This is a genomic window from Bradyrhizobium sp. S3.2.6, from assembly GCF_040546885.1.
Lineage (GTDB): Bacteria > Pseudomonadota > Alphaproteobacteria > Rhizobiales > Xanthobacteraceae > Bradyrhizobium > Bradyrhizobium cytisi.
Genome location: NZ_JBEPOS010000014.1, coordinates 154,932 through 175,431, shown reverse-complemented (window position 1 = coordinate 175,431; position 20,500 = coordinate 154,932). Strand labels below are relative to the sequence as shown.

The window sequence follows — 20,500 nt, the reverse complement described above, 5'->3', positions numbered from 1 at the left end:
CGCAACCAATCTCGCATCGAGATGAGCCCCGAGGGAGCCCGCCATGTTCCGCCTGAAATCCGCCCTGATGACTGCCGGCCTGCTGGGAAGCCTGTTCGGCTTCGGCTGCGGCCCCGTTTCCGCACAGGTCGCCCCTGTCGAACCGGCTGCGCCTGCCGCGCTGCAAGGCCCGGAGCAGCGAGTGGCGCTGGTGATCGGCAATTCGAACTACCAGAACGCGCCGCAGCTCGCCAATCCCGACAATGACGCGCAGTCGATGGCGCAGTTCCTCAACTCGGCCGGCTTCGAGGTGATCTCGGCGACCGATCTCGGTCAGAACGACATGCTGCGCGTGGTGCAGGATTTCTCGGCCAAGGTCTCCGCGCGCGGTCCGAACACGGTGGCGATGGTCTATTACGCCGGTCACGGCGTGCAGCTCGCCGGCGAGAACTATCTCGTCCCTGTTGACGCGAAGGTGTCGAACCAGACCGAGCTCGTCAACGATTCGGTCCGCCTGGTCGACGTGATGTCGACGCTGGAGACGATCCCGAGCCGGATGCGCATCGTCATCCTCGATGCCTGCCGCAACAACCCGTTCCCTGACGTCAACGACGCCGGCCGCGGCCTTGCCATCGTCGATGCGCCGAACGGCTCCATCGTCGGCTATTCGACCGCGCCGGGCGCCGAAGCGCTCGATGGCAATGCCGGCCACAGCCCCTACACCCAGGCTTTCCTGAACGTCGCGCGCGAGCCCAACGTGCCGATCGAGCAGCTCTTCAAGCGCGTGCGGCTCCAGGTCAACCAGACCACCAGCGGCGCGCAGATTCCGTGGGAGAGCTCCTCGCTGACCTCCGACTTCACCTTCTTCGGCGACACGGCCGTTGCAGCCAATCGCGCGCCGGTGAATGCGCCGGTCGTGCAGATGGCCTCCAACCTGCCGAGCCGTTCGACGCGGCAGGCCTATGACTACGTCGTGTCCGAGGGACGGCCGGAGTACTATCAGGAGTTCATCCAGATGTATCCGCACGACCCGCTGTGCGATCATATCCGCTGGCTGCTGTCGAATTTGCTGATCTCGCAGGCCTGGCACCAGGCGGTGCTCGCGAACTCGCCGATCGGCTACAAGGCCTTCTACGACAGCTACGGCAATAGCCCGTATGCGCTGATGGCGCACAAGCTCGAGACGCAGCCGAAGCTGATCCCCCTGATGCAGGCGACGAAGTTTTTGGCTCCGCAGAACATTGCCCCGACGCTCAAGATCGGCAATCTCGGCCAGCCCAAATACATGCCGCTGATCCATCAGGGCAGCGGCGGCTCGCAGATGAACGCCAGCCTGCCGGTCGTGCAGAAGCCGGTCGACGGCATCGGCAAGATCGTCACCCTGCCGGCGGGCAATTCGCAGAACGGCACGCCGTCGCAGGCCCCGGGCAAGATCGTCACCCTGTCCGCGCCGACCAACACGACGACGAACAACAACGGCATCGGCAAGATCACGACACTGCCGGTGACCACGCAGAACACCGGCAACAGTAATGCCGGCGCTGCCAATACCCCTCCTGGCAAGGTCGCGGGCATGCCCGTGACGATCGGCAAGGGCGTCACGACTGGCGATGCCAAGCCGGTGAATGTCCAGACCCAGAACAATCCGATCCGCATCAACAACAGCGTCAAACTCGACAACAACCCGGTGAACAAGGTGCAGGTGCAGAATAACAACCGGCCGCAGTTCAATGCGATGGGGAATGGCGGCGGCAACAATGTCCGTCAATCGATGAACCAGTCAAACATGAATGGCGGCAACAACCACCGCGGCTTCATGCACTGATGGCGGCGACGAAGGAGCAGTGCGGCGACGCTCTGCCCCTTCTTCATGTCAAAAGCTCAAAACCTCAGGCCACCAGCTCAGCGAACAGATCCGCATCGACGTTGCCGCCGGAGAGCACGATGACCACGTTCTTGCCGGCAACGTCGAGGCGGCCGGCAAGCAGCGCCGCAAGGCCTACCGCACCGCCGGGCTCGACCACGAGCTTCAGCTCGCGATAGGCAAAGGCGACGGCCGCGCCGACTTCCTTGTCCGACGCGGTCACGCCGCGCGCCAGAAGCTTGCTGTTGATCGCAAAGGTCATTTCGCCCGGGATCAGCGCCATCAGCGCGTCGCAGATGGTGCGGCCCGCAGGCCCGTGCGGCTCGCGATGGCCTGCGGTCAGCGACAGGCCGTGATCGTCGAACGCCTCGGGCTCGGCCACCACGATCTCGGCTAGTGGGTAGCGCGCCTTCACGGCGGTCGCGACGCCTGCGATCAGGCCGCCGCCGGAGGCCGGCGCCACCACGATGTCAGGTGAGAGGCCGAGCGTTGCCATGTCCTCCGCGATCTCGCGGCCGGCGGTGCCCTGCCCCGCGATCACGAAAGGATCGTCATAGGGCCTGACCAGCGTCGCGCCGCGCTTCTCGGCGATGCCGCGCGAGATCGCCTCGCGATCGTCGCGGTCGCGATCGTACAGCACGACCTCGGCGCCATAGGATTTGGTGCGCTCACGCTTCGAGAGCGGCGCGTCCGCCGGCATCACGATGGTCGCCCGCATGTCGAGGATCTTGGCCGCCGCCGCCACGCCCTGGGCGTGATTGCCGGAGGAGAACGCGACGACGCCGCCGGCACGCTTGTCCTGCGGGATCGAGAACACCTTGTTGAAGGCGCCACGGAACTTGAAGGAGCCGGTGCGCTGGAGCATCTCCGGCTTCAGGAACACTTTCGCGCCAACGCGCTCGTTGAGCACGGGAAAGGACAACAGCGGGGTGCGGACAGCGAAAGGCGCGAGCACGCGCGCTGCGGCATCGATATCGGCGGGGCCGATCGGAAGGGGCTGTTCGGACATGGGGGCGATGTTATCGCGGCGGACGCGGCGCGGGCAAGACATCTCCGCGCGAGGATTTTTATCCGTTCAGGCGACGAAGCGCGGCTGTTCCGTGCCGGTCCGGCCGGGCAGCACCGCGCCGGCCGCCCGGATGCTGTCCACAAATGCCCTCGCCGAGGCTTCCCAGGTGTAATTGGCGGCGAATTCGACGCAGGCTGGCCTGGAGACATCGAGCGCCGCGAAGCAGGCACTGCGCAGGTCATTGTCCAGCGCGCCGACCGGCGCATCGCCGATGACGTCGCGCGGCCCCTTCACCGGGAACGCCGCAACCGGCAGCCCGCTCGCGAGCGCCTCGAGCAGGACCAGGCCGAACGTGTCGGTCCTGCTCGGAAACACGAAGACGTCGGCTGCCGCGTAGATGTCGGCCAGCTCCTCGCCGTGCTTTTCGCCCAGGAAAATCGCGTCGGGATAGGCCTCTTCCAGTGTGTTGCGCGCCGGGCCATCGCCGACGATCACCTTGGTGCCGGGCAGATCGAGGTCGAGAAACGCCTCGAGATTCTTCTCGACCGAGACCCGGCCGACGGAAAGGAACACCGGTGCCGGGAGGCAGAGATCGATGGCGCGAGGGTGGAACAGCTTTGTGTCGACGCCGCGCGGCCACAGCACGACATTGGCAAAGCCGCGCTCGCTGAGCTCGCGGGCGAGTGCTGGCGTCGCCGCCATCACGGCGCGGCTGGCGCTGTGGAAACGCCGCAGCGCCCGCCAGATCAGGGATTCCGGAACCGGCACGCGGGCGCGGACATATTCGGGAAAGCGGGTGTGAAAGCTGGTCGTGAACGGCAGCTTGCGCTGCCGGCAATAGCGGCGGACCATCAGGCCGATCGGCCCTTCCGTCGCGATGTGGATGCTGTCGGGCCGCGCTTCCTCAATCAGTCTTGCGATGCGCGCCGGGCGCGGCATCGCGAGCCGCACGTCGCGATAGCTCGGCATCGCAAAGGTGCGGAACGATTGCGGCGTCAGGAATGTAAACTCGGTACCGAGCGTCTTGGCGGCGTCAGCAAGCTTGGTCAGCGTCCGAACCACACCGTTGACTTGCGGGTGCCAGGCGTCGGTCGCGACCAGGATGCGCATCAAGCCGCCCTTGCTGCCACCTGCGGTACGGCTGCAGGCTTTTGGGCGTGGTCGGCCCAGGTGATGATCTCGAAACGACCGTCATCGTGCTCGACCAGCGCGGTGCAGCTCTCGACCCAGTCGCCGCAATTCATGTAGCGGATGCCATTCTCGTCGCGGATCACGGCGTAGTGGATGTGGCCGCAGATCACACCGTCGGCGTCATGGCGCCGTGCTTCGGCCGAGAGCGCCTGCTCGAACGCGCCGATATAGTTCACGGCGTTCTTGACCTTCTGCTTGGCCCACTGCGACAGCGACCAGTAGGGCACCTTGAACATGCGGCGGAAGAAGTTGACGAAGCGATTCATCTGGATCGCGAAGTCGTAGGCCTTGTCGCCGAGATGGGCGAGCCAGCGCGCGTTCTGCACCACGAGGTCGAAGATGTCGCCGTGGATGACGAGATAGCGCTTGCCGTCCACGCCGGTGTGGACGGTGTTCTCGACCACGTCGATGCCGCCGAAATGCGTGCCGTAATAGTTGCGCAGGAACTCGTCGTGATTGCCGGGCACGTAGATGACCTTGGCGCCCTTGCGCGCCTTGCGCAGGAGCTTCTGCACTAGGTCGTTGTGCGATTGCGGCCAGTGCCAGCTCGATTTCAGCGCCCAGCCGTCGACGATGTCGCCGACGAGATAGATAGTGTCGGCGTCGTGGTAGCGCAGGAAGTCCAGCAGCAGGTCGGCTTGCGAGCCGCGGGCTCCGAGATGGACATCGGAAATGAACAAGGTGCGAAAGCGCCTTTCAGGGCTCTCGTCACTCACATCGTAACTTCCCATGCGACAGCCTGTAACAATGTCCCGTGACAGGGGGATGACCAATTGGACCTTTGAGGCACCTCAGCTACGAATCAAACCTCGCCTCGCCCTCCCCGCGAATATCAGTCGCATGCGACAATCAGGCGACATGAGGCGGCATTGGTTGCCCGCAAAAGCCCGGAACACCCTGGTCCTGCTGGTTAACGGCGGGGCCAACACGCAGCTCGCAGCCGGCGTCAGTAAAACTTGTGGAAATGATGGATCGGCCCGTGGCCGTGGCCGACGCTGAAGCGGTCGGCTGCTTCAATCGCAACACTGATCCAGGCCTTGGCGTTGCGCACCGCCTGCTCCAGGGTCTCGCCCTTGGCGAGACCCGCCGCAATCGCCGACGAGAGCGAGCAGCCGGTGCCATGGGTGTTCTTCGTGGCGACGCGCGGCGCGGCAAGCGCAATCGTGTTTCCGGCATCGACGAGATAGTCGATGCTCTCGGCGCCCTCGCCGTGCCCGCCCTTGATCAGGACAGCGTGGCAGCCGAGCGCGAGCAGGCGGCGCCCCTGACTCTCGATCTCGGCTTCGCTTCGCGCAAGCGGCCCGTCGAGCAGAGCGGCGGCCTCGGGCAGATTTGGCGTAACGACCGAGGCCAGCGGAATCAGTTTCTTGCGCAGGGCCTCGACGGCTTCGGACGCCAGCAGGCGGTCGCCCGAGGTTGCGACCATCACGGGATCGAGCACGATATTGCGAGGCTTCCAGCGCGACAGCGCAGAGGCGATCGCATCGATAGTCTCGGCCTGCGCCACCATGCCGATCTTCACCGCGCCGACGTCGAGATCGGAGAGCACCGCATCGATCTGCGCGGTGACGAACGCCGCGGAAACCGCGTGAATGCCGCTGACACCTTTGGTGTTCTGCGCCGTCAGCGCCGTGATCGCGGAGGCACCGTAGACGCCGAGCGCGGCAAAGGTCTTCAGGTCGGCCTGAATGCCGGCGCCGCCGCTCGAATCCGAGCCGGCGATGGTGAGCGCCACGGGCGTGGTCATCGGGCGGTTTTCCGGGTTTTCGAAGCCAGGCGTTTCAAAGTCAGGCATTTCGAAGTCATGGCTTCTCCTACCGCGCGCTCGGAGCACCAGCAAGCCGCGAATCGTGCACGCGCGGTGCCACGCAGTATCGTCGTCCCGGAAACGTGCACATCCGGACAAATAAGACCTAGTCATCGCCCGGCCTTGGCGGGTCCATCCAAATCAGTGAAAGATTGATCGATTCGCTGGCGATGCCATGTTGCGGGCCGCCCCCGGCCTGCAACCCTCTCGGGACTGTATCATGTGGGCCTACTTCGAACGCATTCTCGACTCCTCGATGTTCTCACCGCACGGCATCTGCCTGTTGTGGGAACCTGAGCTGATCTGGCTCCACGTCGTCTCCGATGCCATCATAGCCGCCGCCTATTTCTCGATCCCGTTCGCTCTCACCATTCTCGTCACCAAGCGGCGAGACCTCCAATTCGGCTGGGTCTACTGGGCGTTCGCCATCTTCATCATGGCCTGCGGCCTGACCCATGTGCTGTCGATCTACACGCTCTGGGTCCCGATCTACGGCATCGAGGGCCTGGTCAAGGCGGTCACGGCTGCGGCCTCCATCTTCACCGCCGGTGCACTTTGGCCGCTCTTGCCGAAAATCCTGACCATCCCCTCCCCGTTTGAGCTGCAGAAGGTTCAGGCTGCGCTCGAGGAGGAGGAGATCAAGAGCCGGGACGCGACGCTGCTGCTGCGGCAGGTCGGAGACGCCCAGCGCGCGATGCGTGAAAGCGTGACGCGTCTCACCGCGGTCGTCGAGACCGCCGTCGACGGTGTCATCCTGTTCGACGCGCAAGCCCGCATTCTCCTGTTCAATCCCGCCTGCGAACGGCTGTTCGGCTATCACGCCGCCGAGGTCATGAATCTCGACATCGGCATGCTGATGTCCAACCAGGAGAGGCCCTCATCCACCCGTCATGCGCGGCGCTTCGCGACCGGCGAAGCCGCCGGCCTGCGCAAGGACGGATCGACCTTCCCGATGGATCTGTCGGTGGGCCAGGCGTGGCAGGACGGCGATCTGATCCATGTCGGCATCATCCACGATCTGACCGCGCGCAAGCTGACCGAGCAGCAGCTTCAGCAGGCGCAGAAGATGGAGACGGTCGGCCAGCTCTCCGGCGGCATCGCGCACGACTTCAACAATCTCCTGACCGTGATCATTGGCAACGCCGAGCATCTCAGCGAGCAGCTCAAGACGCGGCCCGATTTGCGGCAATTTGCCGACGACATCTGCGAGTCCGGCGAACGCGGCGCGGAGCTGACGCAGCGGCTGCTCGCGTTCAGTCGCCGCCAATTGCTCCAGCCGCAGACGGTCGATTGCCGCGAGCTGCTCGGGTCCATGCTCAAGCTGCTCAAGCGCACCTTGCGCGAGAACATCGAGATCAAGACAGCCTTCGGGCCCGGCACGATCTTGGCCTTTGCGGACCGCGCCCAGCTCGAATCCGCCGTGCTGAACCTTGCGCTGAATGCGCAGGACGCGATGCCATCAGGCGGACACCTGACGTTGAGCACGGAACTGGCCGCGATCGACGAGGACTATCGTGCCCTGCACCCGGAAGTGGCTTCGGGCGCCTACGCGCTGATTTCCGTCACTGATGACGGCGAAGGCATGACGCCCGAGGTGATCGAGCGCGCATTCGAACCATTCTTCACCACCAAGGAGGTCGGCAAGGGGTCAGGGCTCGGGCTGAGCATGGTCTATGGCTTCGCCAGGCAGTCCGATGGTCACGTCTCGATCTATAGTGAACAGGGCCTGGGAACGACGATTCGGATCTACCTGCCGCGTGCCGGTGCCGGACAATCGTTGGCCGATGCGCTGGAAAGCGAGGACGTCGCGCCGCGCGGGCACGAGAAGATCCTGATCGCGGAAGACGATCCGTTCGTGCGCTCCTCGGTGATCCTGCGGGTGGAGGCGCTCGGCTATCGCGTCGTCGCCGCCGTCAACGGCCAGGATGCCCTGCAGCGGCTGGGCGCCGACCCCGGCATCGACATGCTGTTCACCGATATCGTCATGCCCGGCGGAATGAGCGGCTGGGAGCTCGCCGACCAGGCCCGGCGGATTCGGCCGGGCCTGCCGGTGCTGTTCACCTCAGGCTATGCGCTGGAGACCCTGCTCGAGCAGGGCCGCGCGCAAGCCGACGCAGTGGTCCTGACCAAGCCCTATCGCAAGGCCGAGCTCGCCCAGCGGCTCAGGGACGCCTTCGCCGCGGTGACGGTGACTTCGTAGGGCAAAACCGTATTTGCGCGCGGGCGGCTTGTCCCCGCAGGCCGCAAGTCCGCTTGCTAAATCCGGCCGGTTTTGGCCTATTAGCCGGAAGAATACGCCTTCGGAGTGACTGCAATGGTTCCCTTTTTCGTCCAGATCAAATGCAAGCTCGGCCAGTCCTATACGGTCGCCAATGCGCTTGCCGAAGCCGAGATCGCCTCCGAGATCTACTCGACAGCCGGCCATTACGATTTGCTGGTGAAGTTCTATGTCGACAACGACACCGACATCGGCCACTTCATCAACGAGAAGGTGCAGGTGCTGCCCGGCATCCAGGACACGCTCACCATCATCACCTTCAAGGCGTTCGGCACCAGCTAACCGCCAGCCTCCTTGCGTTTGGGCGGCGTCGGGCCGTCGACCGGCGGCAACGACTTCAGATACGCCGCCATCGCGGCGCGATCCTCCGGTGTCAACTGCGCGAGGTTCTTGATCACCGGCCGCATTGAGCCCGATGCGCTGTCGCCTTCGGGCATATCGCCGGTCTCTAAGAAGTCGGCAATATCTTTCTCGCTCCAGCCGCCAATACCCTTCTGCGTGATGTTCGGCACCCAGCCCTCGCCTTCGGGATTGGGACCGCCGGCGAAGCGCTGCGAAGTGATGACGCCGCCGAGAAAATTGCGCGGACTGTGGCATTCGGCGCAATGGCCAAAACCGTTCACGAGATAGGCGCCGCGATTCCATTGTGCGGATCGCGCTGCATCCGGCATGAACGGCCTGACCTCCATGAACAGCAATTTCCAGATGCCGACATTGCGGCGGATGTTGAAGGGAAATGGCAAATCGTGGTCGCGCACCCGGCCGGACACCGGCGGCAGCGTCTTCAGATAGGCAAAGAGATCGCGAACGTCGTCGACTTTGACGATGTGATAGGACGTGTAGGGAAATGCCGGGAAGTAGTGCGTACCCGCAGGCGAGATGCCGCGCATCACCGCATTGACGAAATCGGCCTCGCTCCAGCGGCCGATGCCGTCGGCGGCATCGGGCGAAATATTCGGGGCATAGAACGTTCCGAACGGCGAGCCCAGCGCCAGGCCACCGCCAAGCCGCAGGCGATCGGGCTGGTTGGGCACGGCATGGCAGGAAGAGCAGCCGCCGGCATTGAACAGCTCCTGCCCATTGACGAGATCAGGCCCGCGCATCGGCGCCGGTAAGGCCAAAGCGGTCGGCGCGGTCAGCCACCAGTAGACGACAAGTGCTGCAACAGCAGCAATCAAAATGACAGAAATTATTCGTCGCGGCATTGAGGATCCCATCGAGCTCCGGCGAATTTACGGATCATCCCGCAGCCGCTCCAGCCACGAATAATTTAGATGGTTTGATCGGAATCCGGGAATAAAGTCGGAACCGCACTGTTTGCAAGTTGACCGCAATCAGGCGTCAACAGGGAGAGACCCATGAACAAAGCGCTTTTTGCCACGCTGGCGCTCGGAGCCGCCGTCGCATTCGCAGGCTCGGCCAGCGCGGAGAAACTGAAGGCGACGCTGGACGGCAAGTCCGAAGTGCCCGCCACCACCAGCAGCGGCACCGGCACGGCCGATCTCGACTATGACGCCGCCACCAAGAAGCTGTCCTGGAAGCTGAGCTATTCCGGCCTCTCCGGCCCCGCAACCGCCGCCCATTTCCATGGCCCCGCCGAGGCCGGCAAGAATGCCGGCGTCGCGGTGCCGATCCCGGGTGCTGCCAACAGCCCGGCTGAGGGCTCGGCGACGTTGACCGACGCGCAGGCCTCCGATCTGCTCGCCGGCAAGCTCTACGTCAACATTCACACCGCGGCCAACCCGGGCGGCGAAATCCGCGGCCAAGTGACCAAGTAAGCTTTGTTGCAATTTTTTCCGCGGGGGCCGGGCGCGAGTTGCGCGTCCGGCCTTTTCGATTCCGGCTGAGCGTGTCAGACGGGACGCTTGCTCACAGCATGCCTGTCCCTACGCAGCGCTCAGCGCCTGCTCAAGATCCGCGATCAGGTCCGACGGGTGCTCGATGCCGATCGAGAGCCGGATCGTGGAATCCAGAACGCCAATCTTATGGCGGATGTCGGCGGGCACGCCGGAATGGGTCATCGTCGCCGGCAGGCTCGCCAGCGATTCCGTTCCGCCAAGGCTGACCGCGAGCTTGAAGATCTGCAAGCCGTTGAGAAATTTCTCCGCCGCCGCCTGGCCGCCGACGATGTCGAACGAGAATGTCGATCCCGCGCCGAGACACTGCCGCGCGAACACTTGTCCGGCCGGCGAGGCCTCGTCGTGATGACCGAGATAGTGGACCTTGGCGACCTTGGCGTGGTCGCGCAGATAGTCCGCGACGAGGCGCGCGTTACTGTTGGCCTTCTCCATGCGCAGGCTCAAGGTCTCGAGCGAGCGGTTGATCATCCAGCAGGAATGCGGATCGAGCTGGGTGCCGATCGCGCCGCGCAGCGCCTTGATGCTTTTCATGATCGCCTTCGAGCCGAGCGCCGCGCCCGCGATCAGGTCGGAATGACCGCCGACATATTTGGTCAGCGAGTACAGCGAAATATCCGCGCCATGCTCGATCGGCCGCTGAAACACCGGGCCGAGCAGCGTGTTGTCGCAGGCGATGATCGGCATGTGGCCCTGGGCCTTTCCAATGGTCTCGGCGACGCGGCGCATCATCGCGACGTCGACCAGGCCGTTGGTCGGGTTGGCCGGGGTTTCGATCAGGATCATCGACACCCGGCCTTTGCGCATGGCCTCCTCCGCAGCCTGGCCGACCGCCGATTCATCGATGCCGTCGGCAAAGCCGACTGCGCCGATCGCAAGACGCGAAAGCGTGTTCGTCAACAGGGTTTCCGTCCCGCCATAGAGCGGCTGGGAGTGCAGGATGACATCGCCAGGGCGTATGAAAGCCAGGATCGTGGTCGCGATCGCCGCCATGCCGGATGAGAACAGGACACAGCTCTCGGTGCGCTCATAGATGGCGAGCCTGTCCTCGACGATCTCGCTGTTGGGATGGTTGAAGCGCGAATAGACCAGGCCTGCGCCCATGCCCTCCGGCGGCTCGCGCCGGCCCGCGACGAAATCGAAGAAGTCCTGGCCGTCCTCGGCCGTCCTGAACACGAAGGTCGAGGTCAAGAACACCGGCGGCTTGATGGCGCCTTCCGACAGCTGCGGATCATAGCCATAGGTCAGCATCAGCGTTTCCGGATGCAGCATATGGTTGCCGATATGGGTTTTCGACGGGAACGGTTTGACCATGGCCTGCCTCGCTGTTGCTCGAGATCCGCGCCGCGCGTTGGAACTCCAGACATCGTGAGGCATCAACGCTGCAGCGGCGCGAGCAAACATAACCACTCTGACGGCGATCCGTCAGGCCATGAGAGGAGAATTTGGTGATGAGCTGCGCGCCGGTAATGCAGCAGCATGAACGCGATTGCGAAGCCTCACCCACTGCTGTCATTCCCCGCGAAAGCGGGGAATCCAGTATTCTAGAGACATCAAACGTTCCCCGAACCGCCTCGGCGTACTGGATCGCCCGCCCCAGTGCGCAAGTGCGCACAAGGCGGGCGATGACACCGAACTTGTAGTGATGCGCCCGCGCCGCTCTACTTCAGCTTCAGCCGATACGTCTCGTGACAGTCGGTGCAGCGATCATTCATCGCAGTGTAGGCGGCCTTCAGGCTCGCCACATCGGTGATCTTGCCCTTGACCTCGGCGATCGCCTTCTGCACCGGCGGGATCTTGGAGTCGAAATCGGCCTTGTTCTGCCAGACCTTGGGCGAAGCACCGTAAGTTGCGTTGACCACGTCCTGCTTGGGATTGACCTCGAAGGTCTTTGCGATCTTGGCGACGTCGACCTCGAGACTGGCGATCGCCGCGTCGACGGCCTTCTGATCGTAGGGGATTTCGCCCTTCGTCATCTTGAGGATCACGCCGTACATGCTCTTGGCCTGCGAGCGCATCAGGTTGTCCTGCTGGACGGCAATCTCCTGCTGGGCCATGACGGCGCCCGCACCCAGAATGAGGGTGCCCACGACAATCAAAATTCGCTTCATCGGCTTGTTTCTCCGGCTCGCAAGTCGGTTTTGGGGGGAAGGTCGTTCATGGTTAGAACCCGGCGGCGGCCGATTATTCCCGCCGCGGGGGGCCAAGCTTTACAGGCTGTGGCGGCGATGATGCTCGTTGATCGCGATCCAAACACGTTCCGGTGTCGCCGGCATGTCGATGTGGTCGATCTTGTATTCGCGCCAGAGCCCATCGACGATGGCGTTGACGACCGCCGGACAGGAGCCGATCGCGCCGGCCTCGCCCGCGCCCTTCACCCCCATCGGATTGGTGGTGCAGGGGACGTTGGCAGTCTCGAACACGAAGGGCGGGCCGTCGGCCGCCCGCGGCAGCGCGTAATCCATGTAGGTGGCAGTGATGAGCTGGCCGTCACCGGCGCCGTAGACCACCTGCTCCATCAGCGCCTGGCCGATGCCCTGCATGGCACCGCCATGCACCTGCCCCGCAAGCAGCAGCGGATTGAGCGTCTTGCCGAAATCGTCGACGATCACATAGTTGACGATTTTGATGATGCCGGTGGCAGGATCGATCTCGACCTCCGCCAGATGCGTGCCGTTGGGATAGGTGCCGTCAGCGCTGGCAAAGGTCGCGCTGCCGTTCAACTTCGATGGATCGGCGCCGGGCCGCTTGGCCAAATCGGCAAACGAGATCGAGCGGTCGGTACCGGCGATGCGGATCACGCCGTCGGTGATTTCAAGGTCGCCGACGCTCGCTTCCAGTGCTTGCGCGGCGAACTCCTTCAGCTTGTTGCCTAGCTCGCTCGAGGCGCGCTCGACGCAGACGCCCCCTGTGGGAATCGAGGCCGAACCGCCTGTACCGAGGCCGGTCGCAATCTCGGCGGTGTCGCCCTGACGGACGTGCACGCGCTCCGGCGGCAAGCCGAACTGTTCGGCGACGATCTGCGCGTAAGCCGTCTGGTGGCCCTGCCCGCTTGATTGGGTGCCGATCAAGACGGTGACGTCGCCATTGGGGTCGAGCCGCACATTGGCGGTTTCTTCCCCCATCACGCCGCAGACCTCGACATAGCTCGCAAGCCCGATGCCGCGGATCAGGCCGTGCTTCTTGGCGAGCTTGGCGCGCTTGGGAAACTCCTTCCAGTCGGCGATCTCCATCGCGCGCTTCAGGTGCGCGGCGAAGTCGCCGGAATCGTAGACCTTGCCGGTTGCGGTCTTGTAGGGCAGCGCCTTCGGCTGGATGAAATTCTTGCGGCGGATCGCATCCGGCGTCATATCGAGTTTTCGCGCGCAGGCATCGACCAGGCGCTCGATCACATAGGCCGCTTCAGGGCGGCCCGCGCCGCGGTAGGCATCGACCGGCACGCTGTTGGTGAAGACGGTGCGCACCCGGCAGTGGAAAGCCCGGATGTCATAGAGGCCCGGCAGCATGCCGGCGCCGCCATGCGGGATGTAGGGTCCGAAGGTCGAGAGATAGGCGCCCATGTCGCCCATCAGGTCGCAATCCATCGCGAGGAACTTGCCGTCCTCGGCCAGCGCCATCTTCGCGGTGGTGACGTTGTCACGCCCCTGCGCGTCGCCCACGAAGTGCTCGGAGCGGTCGGCCGACCACTTCACCGCCTTCTTCAGCTTGCGCGCCGCGACCGCCACCAGGGCGTATTCACGATAGGGAAACAGTTTCGTGCCGAAGCCGCCGCCGACATCGGGGCAGATCACACGCATCTTCTCGGTCGGGATATTCAGCACGTTCTGACACAGGATGTCGCGCAGGCGGTGGCTGCCCTGGCTGCCGATCGTCAGCGTGAGATGATCGTTCTTGGCGTCGTATTCGCAGACCGCCGCGCGCGTCTCCATGAAGCTCGCGACCACGCGCGGATTGACGATGGAGATCTCGGCGACCGTATGCGCCTTGGCGAACGCAGCTTCAGTGGCGGCCTTGTCGCCGATCGAGACATCGAACAGCACGTTGCCGGGCTTGTCCGGCCAGACCTGCGGCGCGCCCTTCTTGACGGCGTTGACGAGGCCGGTCACCGATGGCAGCGGCGACCATTTGACCTCGATCGCCTCGATCGCGTCGCGGGCCTGATCGATGGTCTCGGCGACGACGAAGGCGACGGAATCGCCGACATGGCGCACCTCGTCCTTGGCAAGGATCGGGTAAGGCGGGCCGGTGAAGGGATCGGTCTCGAGATTGAACAGGCAGGGCAGATTGCCGAGATCCGCAACCTCAGCGGCGGTCAGGATCAGCGCCACCCCGGGAAGGGTGCGGGCGCGGGCCGCATCGATGGTGAACTTGGCATGCGCGTGCGGCGAGCGCAGCATCAGGCAGCGAAGCGCGGCCTGCGGCGCGTAATCGTCGGTATAGCGGCCCTTGCCGCGAATCAGCGCGTCGTCCTCCTTGCGCAGCACGCTTTGGCCAACGCCGAACTTGATGGGAGCCGCCATTGTCTTGTCCCGTCCTATGGTTGTTTTGCCAACCATATTGCCGTGGAACGAGGGAGAGCGCAAATGGCTTTAGGAATTCGCCCCCATAAGTGGCATCTTTGGAGATCGTGCAGCAGTGTGCCTTCCAGGGCTTTCCACGCCCTACGTTCGTTCAATCAAGCCCCAAAATTGCCATCGAACTCTTCAGGCACTCCGACCGCGCTGTAGTTTGCCGCGAAAGTCACTCGTTAACGCACCTCGGGTAGCGTGGCTGCGTTTCCTCGCAGGATAGGCCCATGAGTTTGGAGAGCAGTTCGGAGAGCAGTTCGAAGATCGCAGACGTTTCCCGCCAGGCGCATGTCAGCCCGCATGACCGCGAACGGTCGGCCCCGACGCCCTGGCTGCTGATCGGCGCCGTGTTTGGGCTCGCACTCCTGATGCGGGAGTTCGTTCCGCTGAATACCGACGTCAGCTGGTTGCTCGTGGTCGGCGAGCGCATGCTGGATGGCCAGCACCTCTACGGCGATATTATCGAGATCAATCCGCCGATGGCGGCGTTTGCCTATCTCCCCGGCGTTGCGCTGGGCCGCCTGCTCGGCGTCGATCCGAGACACGTCATCGATATTCAGCTTCTGCTGCTGGCGGTAGCTTCGCTCTATGCCGTGTCGCGGATCGTGCGGCTGTCGCCGGCATGGACTGAGGCGAACTGGGGACCGTTCGCGGTCTGGGCCGCGGCCGTCGTGACCCTCTTGCCAATGCACGTGTTCGGCCAGCGTGAGCATATGGCGACGCTGACCTTCCTGCCTGCGCTCGCAGTTTATGCACTGCGCAGCGATCGCGTTTCGGTTCCGCTGTGGGCGATCCTGATTGCCGGCTTGGGAGCCGGGATCACGCTGGCCTTCAAGCCGTTCTTCGCTGTGCCGGTGGCGTTGTGCATGCTGGCGAGCGCCGTTCGCGCGCGTTCGTGGCTTGTGTTGTTTGCGCCGGAAAACATCATCGCGGGCGTGCTGGTAGCCAGCGTCAGTATCGGCACCTACCTCCTCTATCCCGAATATTTCACGGTGACCTATCCGCTGGTGCGCGATACGTATCTGTCCTGGTCGATGCCGCTGTCCGTCATCTTCCTGAATGCAGCCTCGCTGCTCTTCGCCGTCGCGATGCTGTCGGTGCTGTTGACGACGTGGGGACGAACGCCCGACTCGCTGCTGCTCGCGGCTGTTCTTGCCGCGAGCGGATTTGCGATCTCGTTCTTCCTGCAGCGGCGCGGCTGGGCCTATCATTCCTATCCGATGGTGGCGGTCGCCACGCTCGCGATGGGATACGCGCTGCTGGTCGCGGGCGACGCGCCGTCGCGCCGCCGCCTTGGCCTGGCGGCGCCGCTGATCCTGGTCGCGACCTTTTTGTTCGGCGCGCAATGGTTCAACGGCAACGTCTATGTCGGCCCGGTAAGGCAAGCGATCGAGGGTCTCATGCCGCATCCGCGGATCCTCGTGCTGAGCGGCGAGGCCGCCATTGGTCACCCGCTGGTGCGGGATGTCGGCGGCGTCTGGGTTTCTCGACAGGAGAATCTGTGGCTTAGGGTATTCGGGCGGCTGACGCGCGAAAAGACCTCGGTCGACGCCGCGACGGCCGCCCGGCTGAACGACTATCTGGCGCTCGAGCGCAAATGGTTGATCGAGGATTTCAGGAAATTGCCGCCCGACATCGTCCTGGTTGACAATCTGCGCGACGGATGGGGGGACTGGGTGCGCGCCGATGCCGAACTGTCGCAACTTCTCAAACCGTATTCGCTGGTACGATCCGTCGAGGGGATCGACATCCTGCGCCGGACTGAATGATCCGTGTTAGCCGGCGCGCCGGCCGTTATTTCTGTGCGACGCCGATGGCGAACGTATAGGGCAGGCGCGACAAGTCTTCTCGGATGGCGAGCTTCACCCTCGCAAACGCGTTGCCGAGCACCCTGGAGTAGCCGTCCTGATCGCGGATGAACTCGCCGCGGTCGTTGTCGAGCAGCCATTTCGCGATCGGCGACTGGCCTTCGCGATAGCAGGGATCGGTCGTAAACAGGACGCCGTCGTCTCTCAGGACGTCGCGGATGTTGGCGAGCGTGGACCTCAGATCTTCGTCGCCGATATGGTGCAAGACGCCGTTCATCATGACGAGGTCTGCGCCGGCGAATTCCCGGGCGGCGGCGGCATCGAAATAACGGCAATGAAAGGTGCCGAGATGGCCGAACGATCGCTTCGCGTAGGCGATATAGGTTTCGTCGATGTCGAAGCCGTTATAGTTGGTGCCTTCGGGCAGATATTGCAGGATATGACCCGGTCCGCACCCGATGTCGATCACCCGCATGCCCGGCCGCATGGTCAGGTAATCCGCGATCGCCTTGACCCGCGCGCCGAAGAAGCCGCCGGCAGCCTGATAGGCCTGATAGAGGACGGGATGGCTCAGGATCATCGCCTTCATCAGGAGGCCTCATATATTTCGCTGCGCCTGTTCGATTCCGACTGGGCCAGCAACGTCATCAACGGCGCCGTTTCCTGATCGTCCCGGCCGTCGGTCGCGCTGTGCGGCAGCCGTCCGCGCCGGTGAATGTGCGAGATCACGAACAGCGGACGGTTCTTCGATTGAATGTAGATGCGACCGACATATTCGCCGATCAGCCCGAGCACGAGGAGCTGGACCGAGGAGATCATCACGACCAGCAGCGTCAGGCTGGTCCATCCCGGCACGGTGCCTGAAAAGATCCAGCTGATGACGGCACCGATACCGACAAAGGTGAGGACTGTGGTCAGGAGCGCGCCGACATAGGTCGCAATCCGCAGCGGCACCATCGAGAAACTGACTAGCGCGTCCGCCGCAAAGCCGATCATCTTTGCCAGCGGATATTTGGTGCTGCCGGCATAACGCGGATTGCGGTCGTATTCGTAGGCGACCTGCTTGTAGCCGAGCCAGGCCACCATCCCGCGGATGAAACGATCGTGCTCCGGCATCTGCACCAGCTGGTCGGAGATGCGGCGGCTCATCAGGCGGAAGTCGCCGGTATCCACGGGGATGTGGACGCGGGTGATCCGGGCGAGGAGGCGATAGAAGGCCTCGGCCGATTTCCTCTTGAAGCGGGTTTCGCCGGCGCGACTGCGTCGCAGGCCGTAGACGACGTCGGCGCTTTCCCGCGCCATCGTCTCGTACATCGGTGTCAGCAGTTCCGGCGGGTCCTGCAGGTCGGCGTCGATGACAAGCACGAGGTCACCGCGCACCGTGGAAAGCCCCGCCGTCAGCGCCAGTTGATGTCCGTGGTTGCGGGAGAGCCTTACCGCGACCACGTTGCGGTCTTCCGCCGAGAGTTGGTTGATCAGCTTCCAGGTGTTGTCGGTCGAGCCGTCATCGACCAGGATCAGCTCGAACCGTTGACCGCACAGCGCGCGCGCCGCGGCCGTCATCTGATGGTGGAATTCGCGCAAGCCTTCCTCTTCGTTGTAGCAGGGTACAACGATGGACAGAAACATCCTGCCGGGGCGTGGCGTCCCGTCCTGAATTTCCATGGGTTTGGCAGCCTGTCCGGCAATGAATCGGTGCGAAGTGCTGGGTGCGATAATCAATGAGGCCCGGTTAATTGTTCATCAATTTATGGAGCCACAGAGGCTCGATTCGTCGAAGCCGCCGTGGCTAAATTAATCAAATGTTTAGGCGCTATCTAAACGTTGTCTCGCGATGCAACGGCATGTGAGAACAAGCAGCCGTGCTAGCCGCTGCTTGCTCTCAAAACGCATGTCCGCCTCTGGCGGTAAATCCGCTACATCCCACGGCGGCTCCAGAGATAGATCGTGCTATCCCTCAGCGTATCGATCGCTCGCTGAGGTGTGAGGTAGTCGATTTGACCGCGCGTCAAGCCGATGTCCATCAGCTCCCTGTCACTCAACTCGTGCAAGTTGACGCGCAGGCTCCGGCGCCGCCGCCGCTGCTGAAACGCCAGCCAATATCGCCTGAGCAAGCCCGGGACGCTTGGCGTCGATGCGCCCGCTGGTCCGGCAGCATCCTTATCCTGCAAAGCGTCGTCCAGCGCCGCAGCGGACGCCTTGAGGCGTGCTGCCAGTGCCTGGTCGACTGCGCTCTTCGCCGACAAGATCGTAAGGGTGAGGCCGCGCCTCGCGGCGTCGCCCTCAATCCCGGGTGAGGTGTTCGTCAGTTGGGGTGGCATCGAACGCTCCTGCTGTCGTGCCGGCAGCGAGCGTGGCCAAACAAAAGGCCCCGTCCGATGCCGGCGGGGCCTGGTGGAAAAGATGTCGTCGACGAATTCCTAGCGCGCGACTCCTTCCACGGCCCAGCCGAAGCGGGTCATGTGCGAGAAGTTGACTTTGCGCGACCATTTGATCATGAGCTGCTCATAGCACGGCAATCGTACAAAATCAAGAGATGTGCGGAGGCCAGCTGCACCCTGGAGGCGAGCTAGCCGCGCACCAGCGACACCAGCCAGCCGCGGCCGAACAGGACGAGGATAGCGAGCGCATAGACTATGGTGCCCCCGGCGGCCAACAGGACCAGCATCACTTCGTCCCGGAAGTGCATGGCGCCCAGCGCAGAACCCCCAAAGCGTGCGATCAGCCAGAAGGCGGCGGCGAGGATTATTCCGGTCAGCAGGAATTTGGCGAGCGACGACAGCCAGGCGCGGTCCAGCACGAGAAAGCCGCGGCGCACGGCGAAGAACAGCACCAGCAGCAGATTGGTCCAGACCCCGATTGCGGTTGCCAGCGCCAGGCCGATCTGGGCGAACGATCCCATCAAAGCGAGTTTCAGCGTGACGTTGACCGCGATACCTGACAACGAGGCGCGAACCGGCGTCGCGGTATCCTTGCGCGCATAGAAGGTTGCGACCGCGCTGCGGATCAGCACGAAAGGGATCAGGCCGATGGCATAGGCCGCGAGCGTGCTGCCTGCGGCAACCGCATCGTCCCTGGAGAACGCGCCGCGGGCGAACAGCGCGCGCATGATCTCGTCGGGCACGGTGAGGAACGCGGCGACGAACGGCACCGAGAACAGCAGCGTGAAGTCGAACGCGCGGCGCTGCGCCTTCATCGCGCCGTCATGGTCGTTGGCCGTGATCCGCCGCGACATCTCCGGCAGCAGCACCGTGCCGATCGCGATGCCGATGACGCCGATCGGCAATTGATTGAGACGATCGGCGTAGTAGAGCGCCGAGAGCGCGCCCGCCGGCAGGAAGGTCGCGATGATGGTGTCGGCGAACAGCGCGACCTGCGTGCCCATCGAGCCCAGCGTCGCAGGTCCCAGTGCCCTGAAGAAGCCGCGGACGTCTTCGTCGAGCCTGAGCGGCGCAAACCGCGGCAGGCCGCCATGGCGGGCAAGATCGCCTGCGAGCAGGAAATACTGCAGGAAGCCCGAGATCAGGACGCCCCAGGCGGCGGCGTGGCCCGCGGTCGGAAACCAGGCGGCGAGCGCGAGTGTCATCATCATCGCGACGTTGAGGAAGATCGACGCGGCGGCTGCGCTGGCAAAGCGCTGCATCACGTTGAGCATGCCGCCATAGAGCGTCACCAGCGTGATCAGCAGCAGATAGGGAAAGGTGATCCGGGTCAGCTCGATCGCGAGCTTGCGCTGCTCGGCATCATCGCCGAAGCCCGGCGCCAGAATGCTCATGGCCTGCGGCATGAACAGCCAGGCGACGGTCAGCAGCACAACCTGCGAGGCCAGCAGCAGCGTGAAGATGCGGTCGGCGAACAGCCGCGCCGCCCCCTCCCCGCGCTCGCCATGGACATGGGCATAGGCCGGCACCCAGGCGGCATTGAAGGCGCCTTCGGCAAAGATCGCGCGGAAATGATTGGGCAGCCGCAGCGCCACGAAAAAGGCGTCGGCCACGGGGCCGGCGCCGAGGATCGCCGCGAGCATGATGTCGCGGGCAAATCCCGTCAGCCGCGAGAGCAGCGTATAACCACCGACCGTGAAGATGCGTCCGAGCATGCGCCCCTTCTAGAGGAAGAGACGGCTCGCTGCAAAATCAGGGC

17 protein-coding genes are annotated in these 20,500 nt (G+C 63.9%); 5 read left to right on the top strand and 12 right to left on the bottom strand.

Going from position 1 to position 20,500, the window contains the following annotated elements:
- The first annotated feature begins 43 nt into the window (after positions 1 to 43).
- Entirely contained in the window at positions 44 to 1,804 is a 1,761-nt protein-coding gene (locus tag ABID58_RS23820; protein ID WP_354035091.1) for a caspase family protein, read from the top strand.
- A 64-nt stretch (positions 1,805 to 1,868) separates the two neighbouring features.
- On the opposite strand, the gene ABID58_RS23815 is transcribed toward ABID58_RS23820, so the two are convergent.
- The 4 genes from ABID58_RS23815 to thiD form a co-directional block, all read right to left on the bottom strand.
- A complete protein-coding gene (locus ABID58_RS23815) occupies positions 1,869 to 2,852 on the bottom strand; it encodes a threonine/serine dehydratase family protein (RefSeq protein ID WP_354035089.1) in 984 nt (327 codons plus the stop codon).
- A gap of 66 nt (positions 2,853 to 2,918) precedes the next feature.
- The gene (locus ABID58_RS23810) at positions 2,919 to 3,962 is read right to left on the bottom strand and encodes a glycosyltransferase family 4 protein (protein ID WP_354035088.1); all 1,044 of its coding nucleotides are present in this window, start codon (positions 3,960 to 3,962) and stop codon (positions 2,919 to 2,921) included.
- Complete coding sequence (locus ABID58_RS23805) at positions 3,962 to 4,774, bottom strand: UDP-2,3-diacylglucosamine diphosphatase (RefSeq protein ID WP_354035086.1); 813 nt, start codon at positions 4,772 to 4,774, stop codon at positions 3,962 to 3,964. Before ABID58_RS23805 ends, ABID58_RS23810 begins: the two co-directional genes overlap by 1 nt.
- Before the next feature lie 215 nt (positions 4,775 to 4,989).
- On the bottom strand, positions 4,990 to 5,790 hold the full coding sequence (gene thiD, locus ABID58_RS23800; protein WP_354035085.1) for a bifunctional hydroxymethylpyrimidine kinase/phosphomethylpyrimidine kinase: 801 nt from the start codon (positions 5,788 to 5,790) through the stop codon (positions 4,990 to 4,992).
- 280 nt (positions 5,791 to 6,070) lie between these two features.
- On the opposite strand from thiD, the gene ABID58_RS23795 reads away from it, so the two are divergent.
- Together ABID58_RS23795 and ABID58_RS23790 are read left to right on the top strand one after the other, a co-directional pair.
- Positions 6,071 to 8,050, top strand: a complete 1,980-nt coding sequence (locus ABID58_RS23795) for an ATP-binding protein (protein WP_354035084.1) — start codon at positions 6,071 to 6,073, stop codon at positions 8,048 to 8,050.
- A gap of 114 nt (positions 8,051 to 8,164) precedes the next feature.
- Entirely contained in the window at positions 8,165 to 8,410 is a 246-nt protein-coding gene (locus ABID58_RS23790) for an Lrp/AsnC ligand binding domain-containing protein (protein ID WP_129271476.1), read from the top strand.
- Here ABID58_RS23790 and ABID58_RS23785 read toward each other — a convergent pair.
- A complete protein-coding gene (locus ABID58_RS23785) occupies positions 8,407 to 9,333 on the bottom strand; it encodes a c-type cytochrome (RefSeq protein WP_354035082.1) in 927 nt (308 codons plus the stop codon). The two genes, ABID58_RS23790 and ABID58_RS23785, sit on opposite strands and share 4 nt — an antisense overlap.
- 153 nt (positions 9,334 to 9,486) lie before the next feature.
- On the opposite strand from ABID58_RS23785, the gene ABID58_RS23780 reads away from it, so the two are divergent.
- Positions 9,487 to 9,906, top strand: coding sequence for a CHRD domain-containing protein (locus tag ABID58_RS23780; protein ID WP_148751292.1), 420 nt, complete (start codon positions 9,487 to 9,489; stop codon positions 9,904 to 9,906).
- A 108-nt stretch (positions 9,907 to 10,014) separates the two neighbouring features.
- On the opposite strand, the gene ABID58_RS23775 is transcribed toward ABID58_RS23780, so the two are convergent.
- The 3 genes from ABID58_RS23775 to ABID58_RS23765 all read right to left on the bottom strand — a co-directional run bounded on the left by ABID58_RS23775 (position 10,015) and on the right by ABID58_RS23765 (position 14,504).
- Positions 10,015 to 11,298, bottom strand: coding sequence for a cystathionine gamma-synthase family protein (locus ABID58_RS23775; protein ID WP_354035080.1), 1,284 nt, complete (start codon positions 11,296 to 11,298; stop codon positions 10,015 to 10,017).
- 347 nt (positions 11,299 to 11,645) lie between these two features.
- Positions 11,646 to 12,095: a cytochrome c gene (locus ABID58_RS23770; RefSeq protein WP_354035078.1), complete on the bottom strand. Its 450-nt coding sequence runs from the start codon at positions 12,093 to 12,095 to the stop codon at positions 11,646 to 11,648.
- Between the two features lie 99 nt (positions 12,096 to 12,194).
- Positions 12,195 to 14,504: a xanthine dehydrogenase family protein molybdopterin-binding subunit gene (locus ABID58_RS23765; RefSeq protein WP_354035076.1), complete on the bottom strand. Its 2,310-nt coding sequence runs from the start codon at positions 14,502 to 14,504 to the stop codon at positions 12,195 to 12,197.
- 275 nt (positions 14,505 to 14,779) lie between these two features.
- Here ABID58_RS23765 and ABID58_RS23760 point away from each other — a divergent pair, with 275 nt between their 5' ends.
- Positions 14,780 to 16,321: a hypothetical protein gene (locus tag ABID58_RS23760; RefSeq protein WP_354035075.1), complete on the top strand. Its 1,542-nt coding sequence runs from the start codon at positions 14,780 to 14,782 to the stop codon at positions 16,319 to 16,321.
- A gap of 25 nt (positions 16,322 to 16,346) precedes the next feature.
- Here ABID58_RS23760 and ABID58_RS23755 read toward each other — a convergent pair whose 3' ends face one another.
- From ABID58_RS23755 to murJ, 4 genes are all read right to left on the bottom strand, one after another.
- Positions 16,347 to 16,949 carry a class I SAM-dependent methyltransferase gene (locus ABID58_RS23755; RefSeq protein ID WP_148751288.1) on the bottom strand — a complete coding sequence of 201 codons (603 nt, stop codon included), beginning with the start codon at positions 16,947 to 16,949 and terminating at the stop codon, positions 16,347 to 16,349.
- Positions 16,949 to 17,989: a glycosyltransferase family 2 protein gene (locus tag ABID58_RS23750; RefSeq protein ID WP_502916427.1), complete on the bottom strand. Its 1,041-nt coding sequence runs from the start codon at positions 17,987 to 17,989 to the stop codon at positions 16,949 to 16,951. Before ABID58_RS23750 ends, ABID58_RS23755 begins: the two co-directional genes overlap by 1 nt.
- A gap of 287 nt (positions 17,990 to 18,276) precedes the next feature.
- Complete coding sequence (locus ABID58_RS23745; RefSeq protein WP_354035071.1) at positions 18,277 to 18,681, bottom strand: YjiS-like domain-containing protein; 405 nt, start codon at positions 18,679 to 18,681, stop codon at positions 18,277 to 18,279.
- A gap of 248 nt (positions 18,682 to 18,929) precedes the next feature.
- On the bottom strand, positions 18,930 to 20,456 hold the full coding sequence (gene murJ / locus ABID58_RS23740) for a murein biosynthesis integral membrane protein MurJ (protein ID WP_354035070.1): 1,527 nt from the start codon (positions 20,454 to 20,456) through the stop codon (positions 18,930 to 18,932).
- Positions 20,457 to 20,500: the final 44 nt, after the last annotated feature.

Excerpts from the sequence above, each read along its gene's own strand:
- ABID58_RS23820 (WP_354035091.1), top strand. The coding sequence starts at position 44 with ATGTTCCGCCTGAAATCCGCCCTGATGACTGCCGGCCTGCTGGGAAGC.
- ABID58_RS23815 (WP_354035089.1), bottom strand. The coding sequence starts at position 2,852 with ATGTCCGAACAGCCCCTTCCGATCGGCCCCGCCGATATCGATGCCGCA.
- ABID58_RS23810 (WP_354035088.1), bottom strand. The coding sequence starts at position 3,962 with ATGCGCATCCTGGTCGCGACCGACGCCTGGCACCCGCAAGTCAACGGT.
- ABID58_RS23805 (WP_354035086.1), bottom strand. The coding sequence starts at position 4,774 with ATGGGAAGTTACGATGTGAGTGACGAGAGCCCTGAAAGGCGCTTTCGC.
- thiD (WP_354035085.1), bottom strand. The coding sequence starts at position 5,790 with ATGACCACGCCCGTGGCGCTCACCATCGCCGGCTCGGATTCGAGCGGC.
- ABID58_RS23795 (WP_354035084.1), top strand. The coding sequence starts at position 6,071 with ATGTGGGCCTACTTCGAACGCATTCTCGACTCCTCGATGTTCTCACCG.
- ABID58_RS23790 (WP_129271476.1), top strand. The coding sequence starts at position 8,165 with ATGGTTCCCTTTTTCGTCCAGATCAAATGCAAGCTCGGCCAGTCCTAT.
- ABID58_RS23785 (WP_354035082.1), bottom strand. The coding sequence starts at position 9,333 with ATGCCGCGACGAATAATTTCTGTCATTTTGATTGCTGCTGTTGCAGCA.
- ABID58_RS23780 (WP_148751292.1), top strand. The coding sequence starts at position 9,487 with ATGAACAAAGCGCTTTTTGCCACGCTGGCGCTCGGAGCCGCCGTCGCA.
- ABID58_RS23775 (WP_354035080.1), bottom strand. The coding sequence starts at position 11,298 with ATGGTCAAACCGTTCCCGTCGAAAACCCATATCGGCAACCATATGCTG.
- ABID58_RS23770 (WP_354035078.1), bottom strand. The coding sequence starts at position 12,095 with ATGAAGCGAATTTTGATTGTCGTGGGCACCCTCATTCTGGGTGCGGGC.
- ABID58_RS23765 (WP_354035076.1), bottom strand. The coding sequence starts at position 14,504 with ATGGCGGCTCCCATCAAGTTCGGCGTTGGCCAAAGCGTGCTGCGCAAG.
- ABID58_RS23760 (WP_354035075.1), top strand. The coding sequence starts at position 14,780 with ATGAGTTTGGAGAGCAGTTCGGAGAGCAGTTCGAAGATCGCAGACGTT.
- ABID58_RS23755 (WP_148751288.1), bottom strand. The coding sequence starts at position 16,949 with ATGAAGGCGATGATCCTGAGCCATCCCGTCCTCTATCAGGCCTATCAG.
- ABID58_RS23750 (WP_502916427.1), bottom strand. The coding sequence starts at position 17,989 with ATGTTTCTGTCCATCGTTGTACCCTGCTACAACGAAGAGGAAGGCTTG.
- ABID58_RS23745 (WP_354035071.1), bottom strand. The coding sequence starts at position 18,681 with ATGCCACCCCAACTGACGAACACCTCACCCGGGATTGAGGGCGACGCC.
- murJ (WP_354035070.1), bottom strand. The coding sequence starts at position 20,456 with ATGCTCGGACGCATCTTCACGGTCGGTGGTTATACGCTGCTCTCGCGG.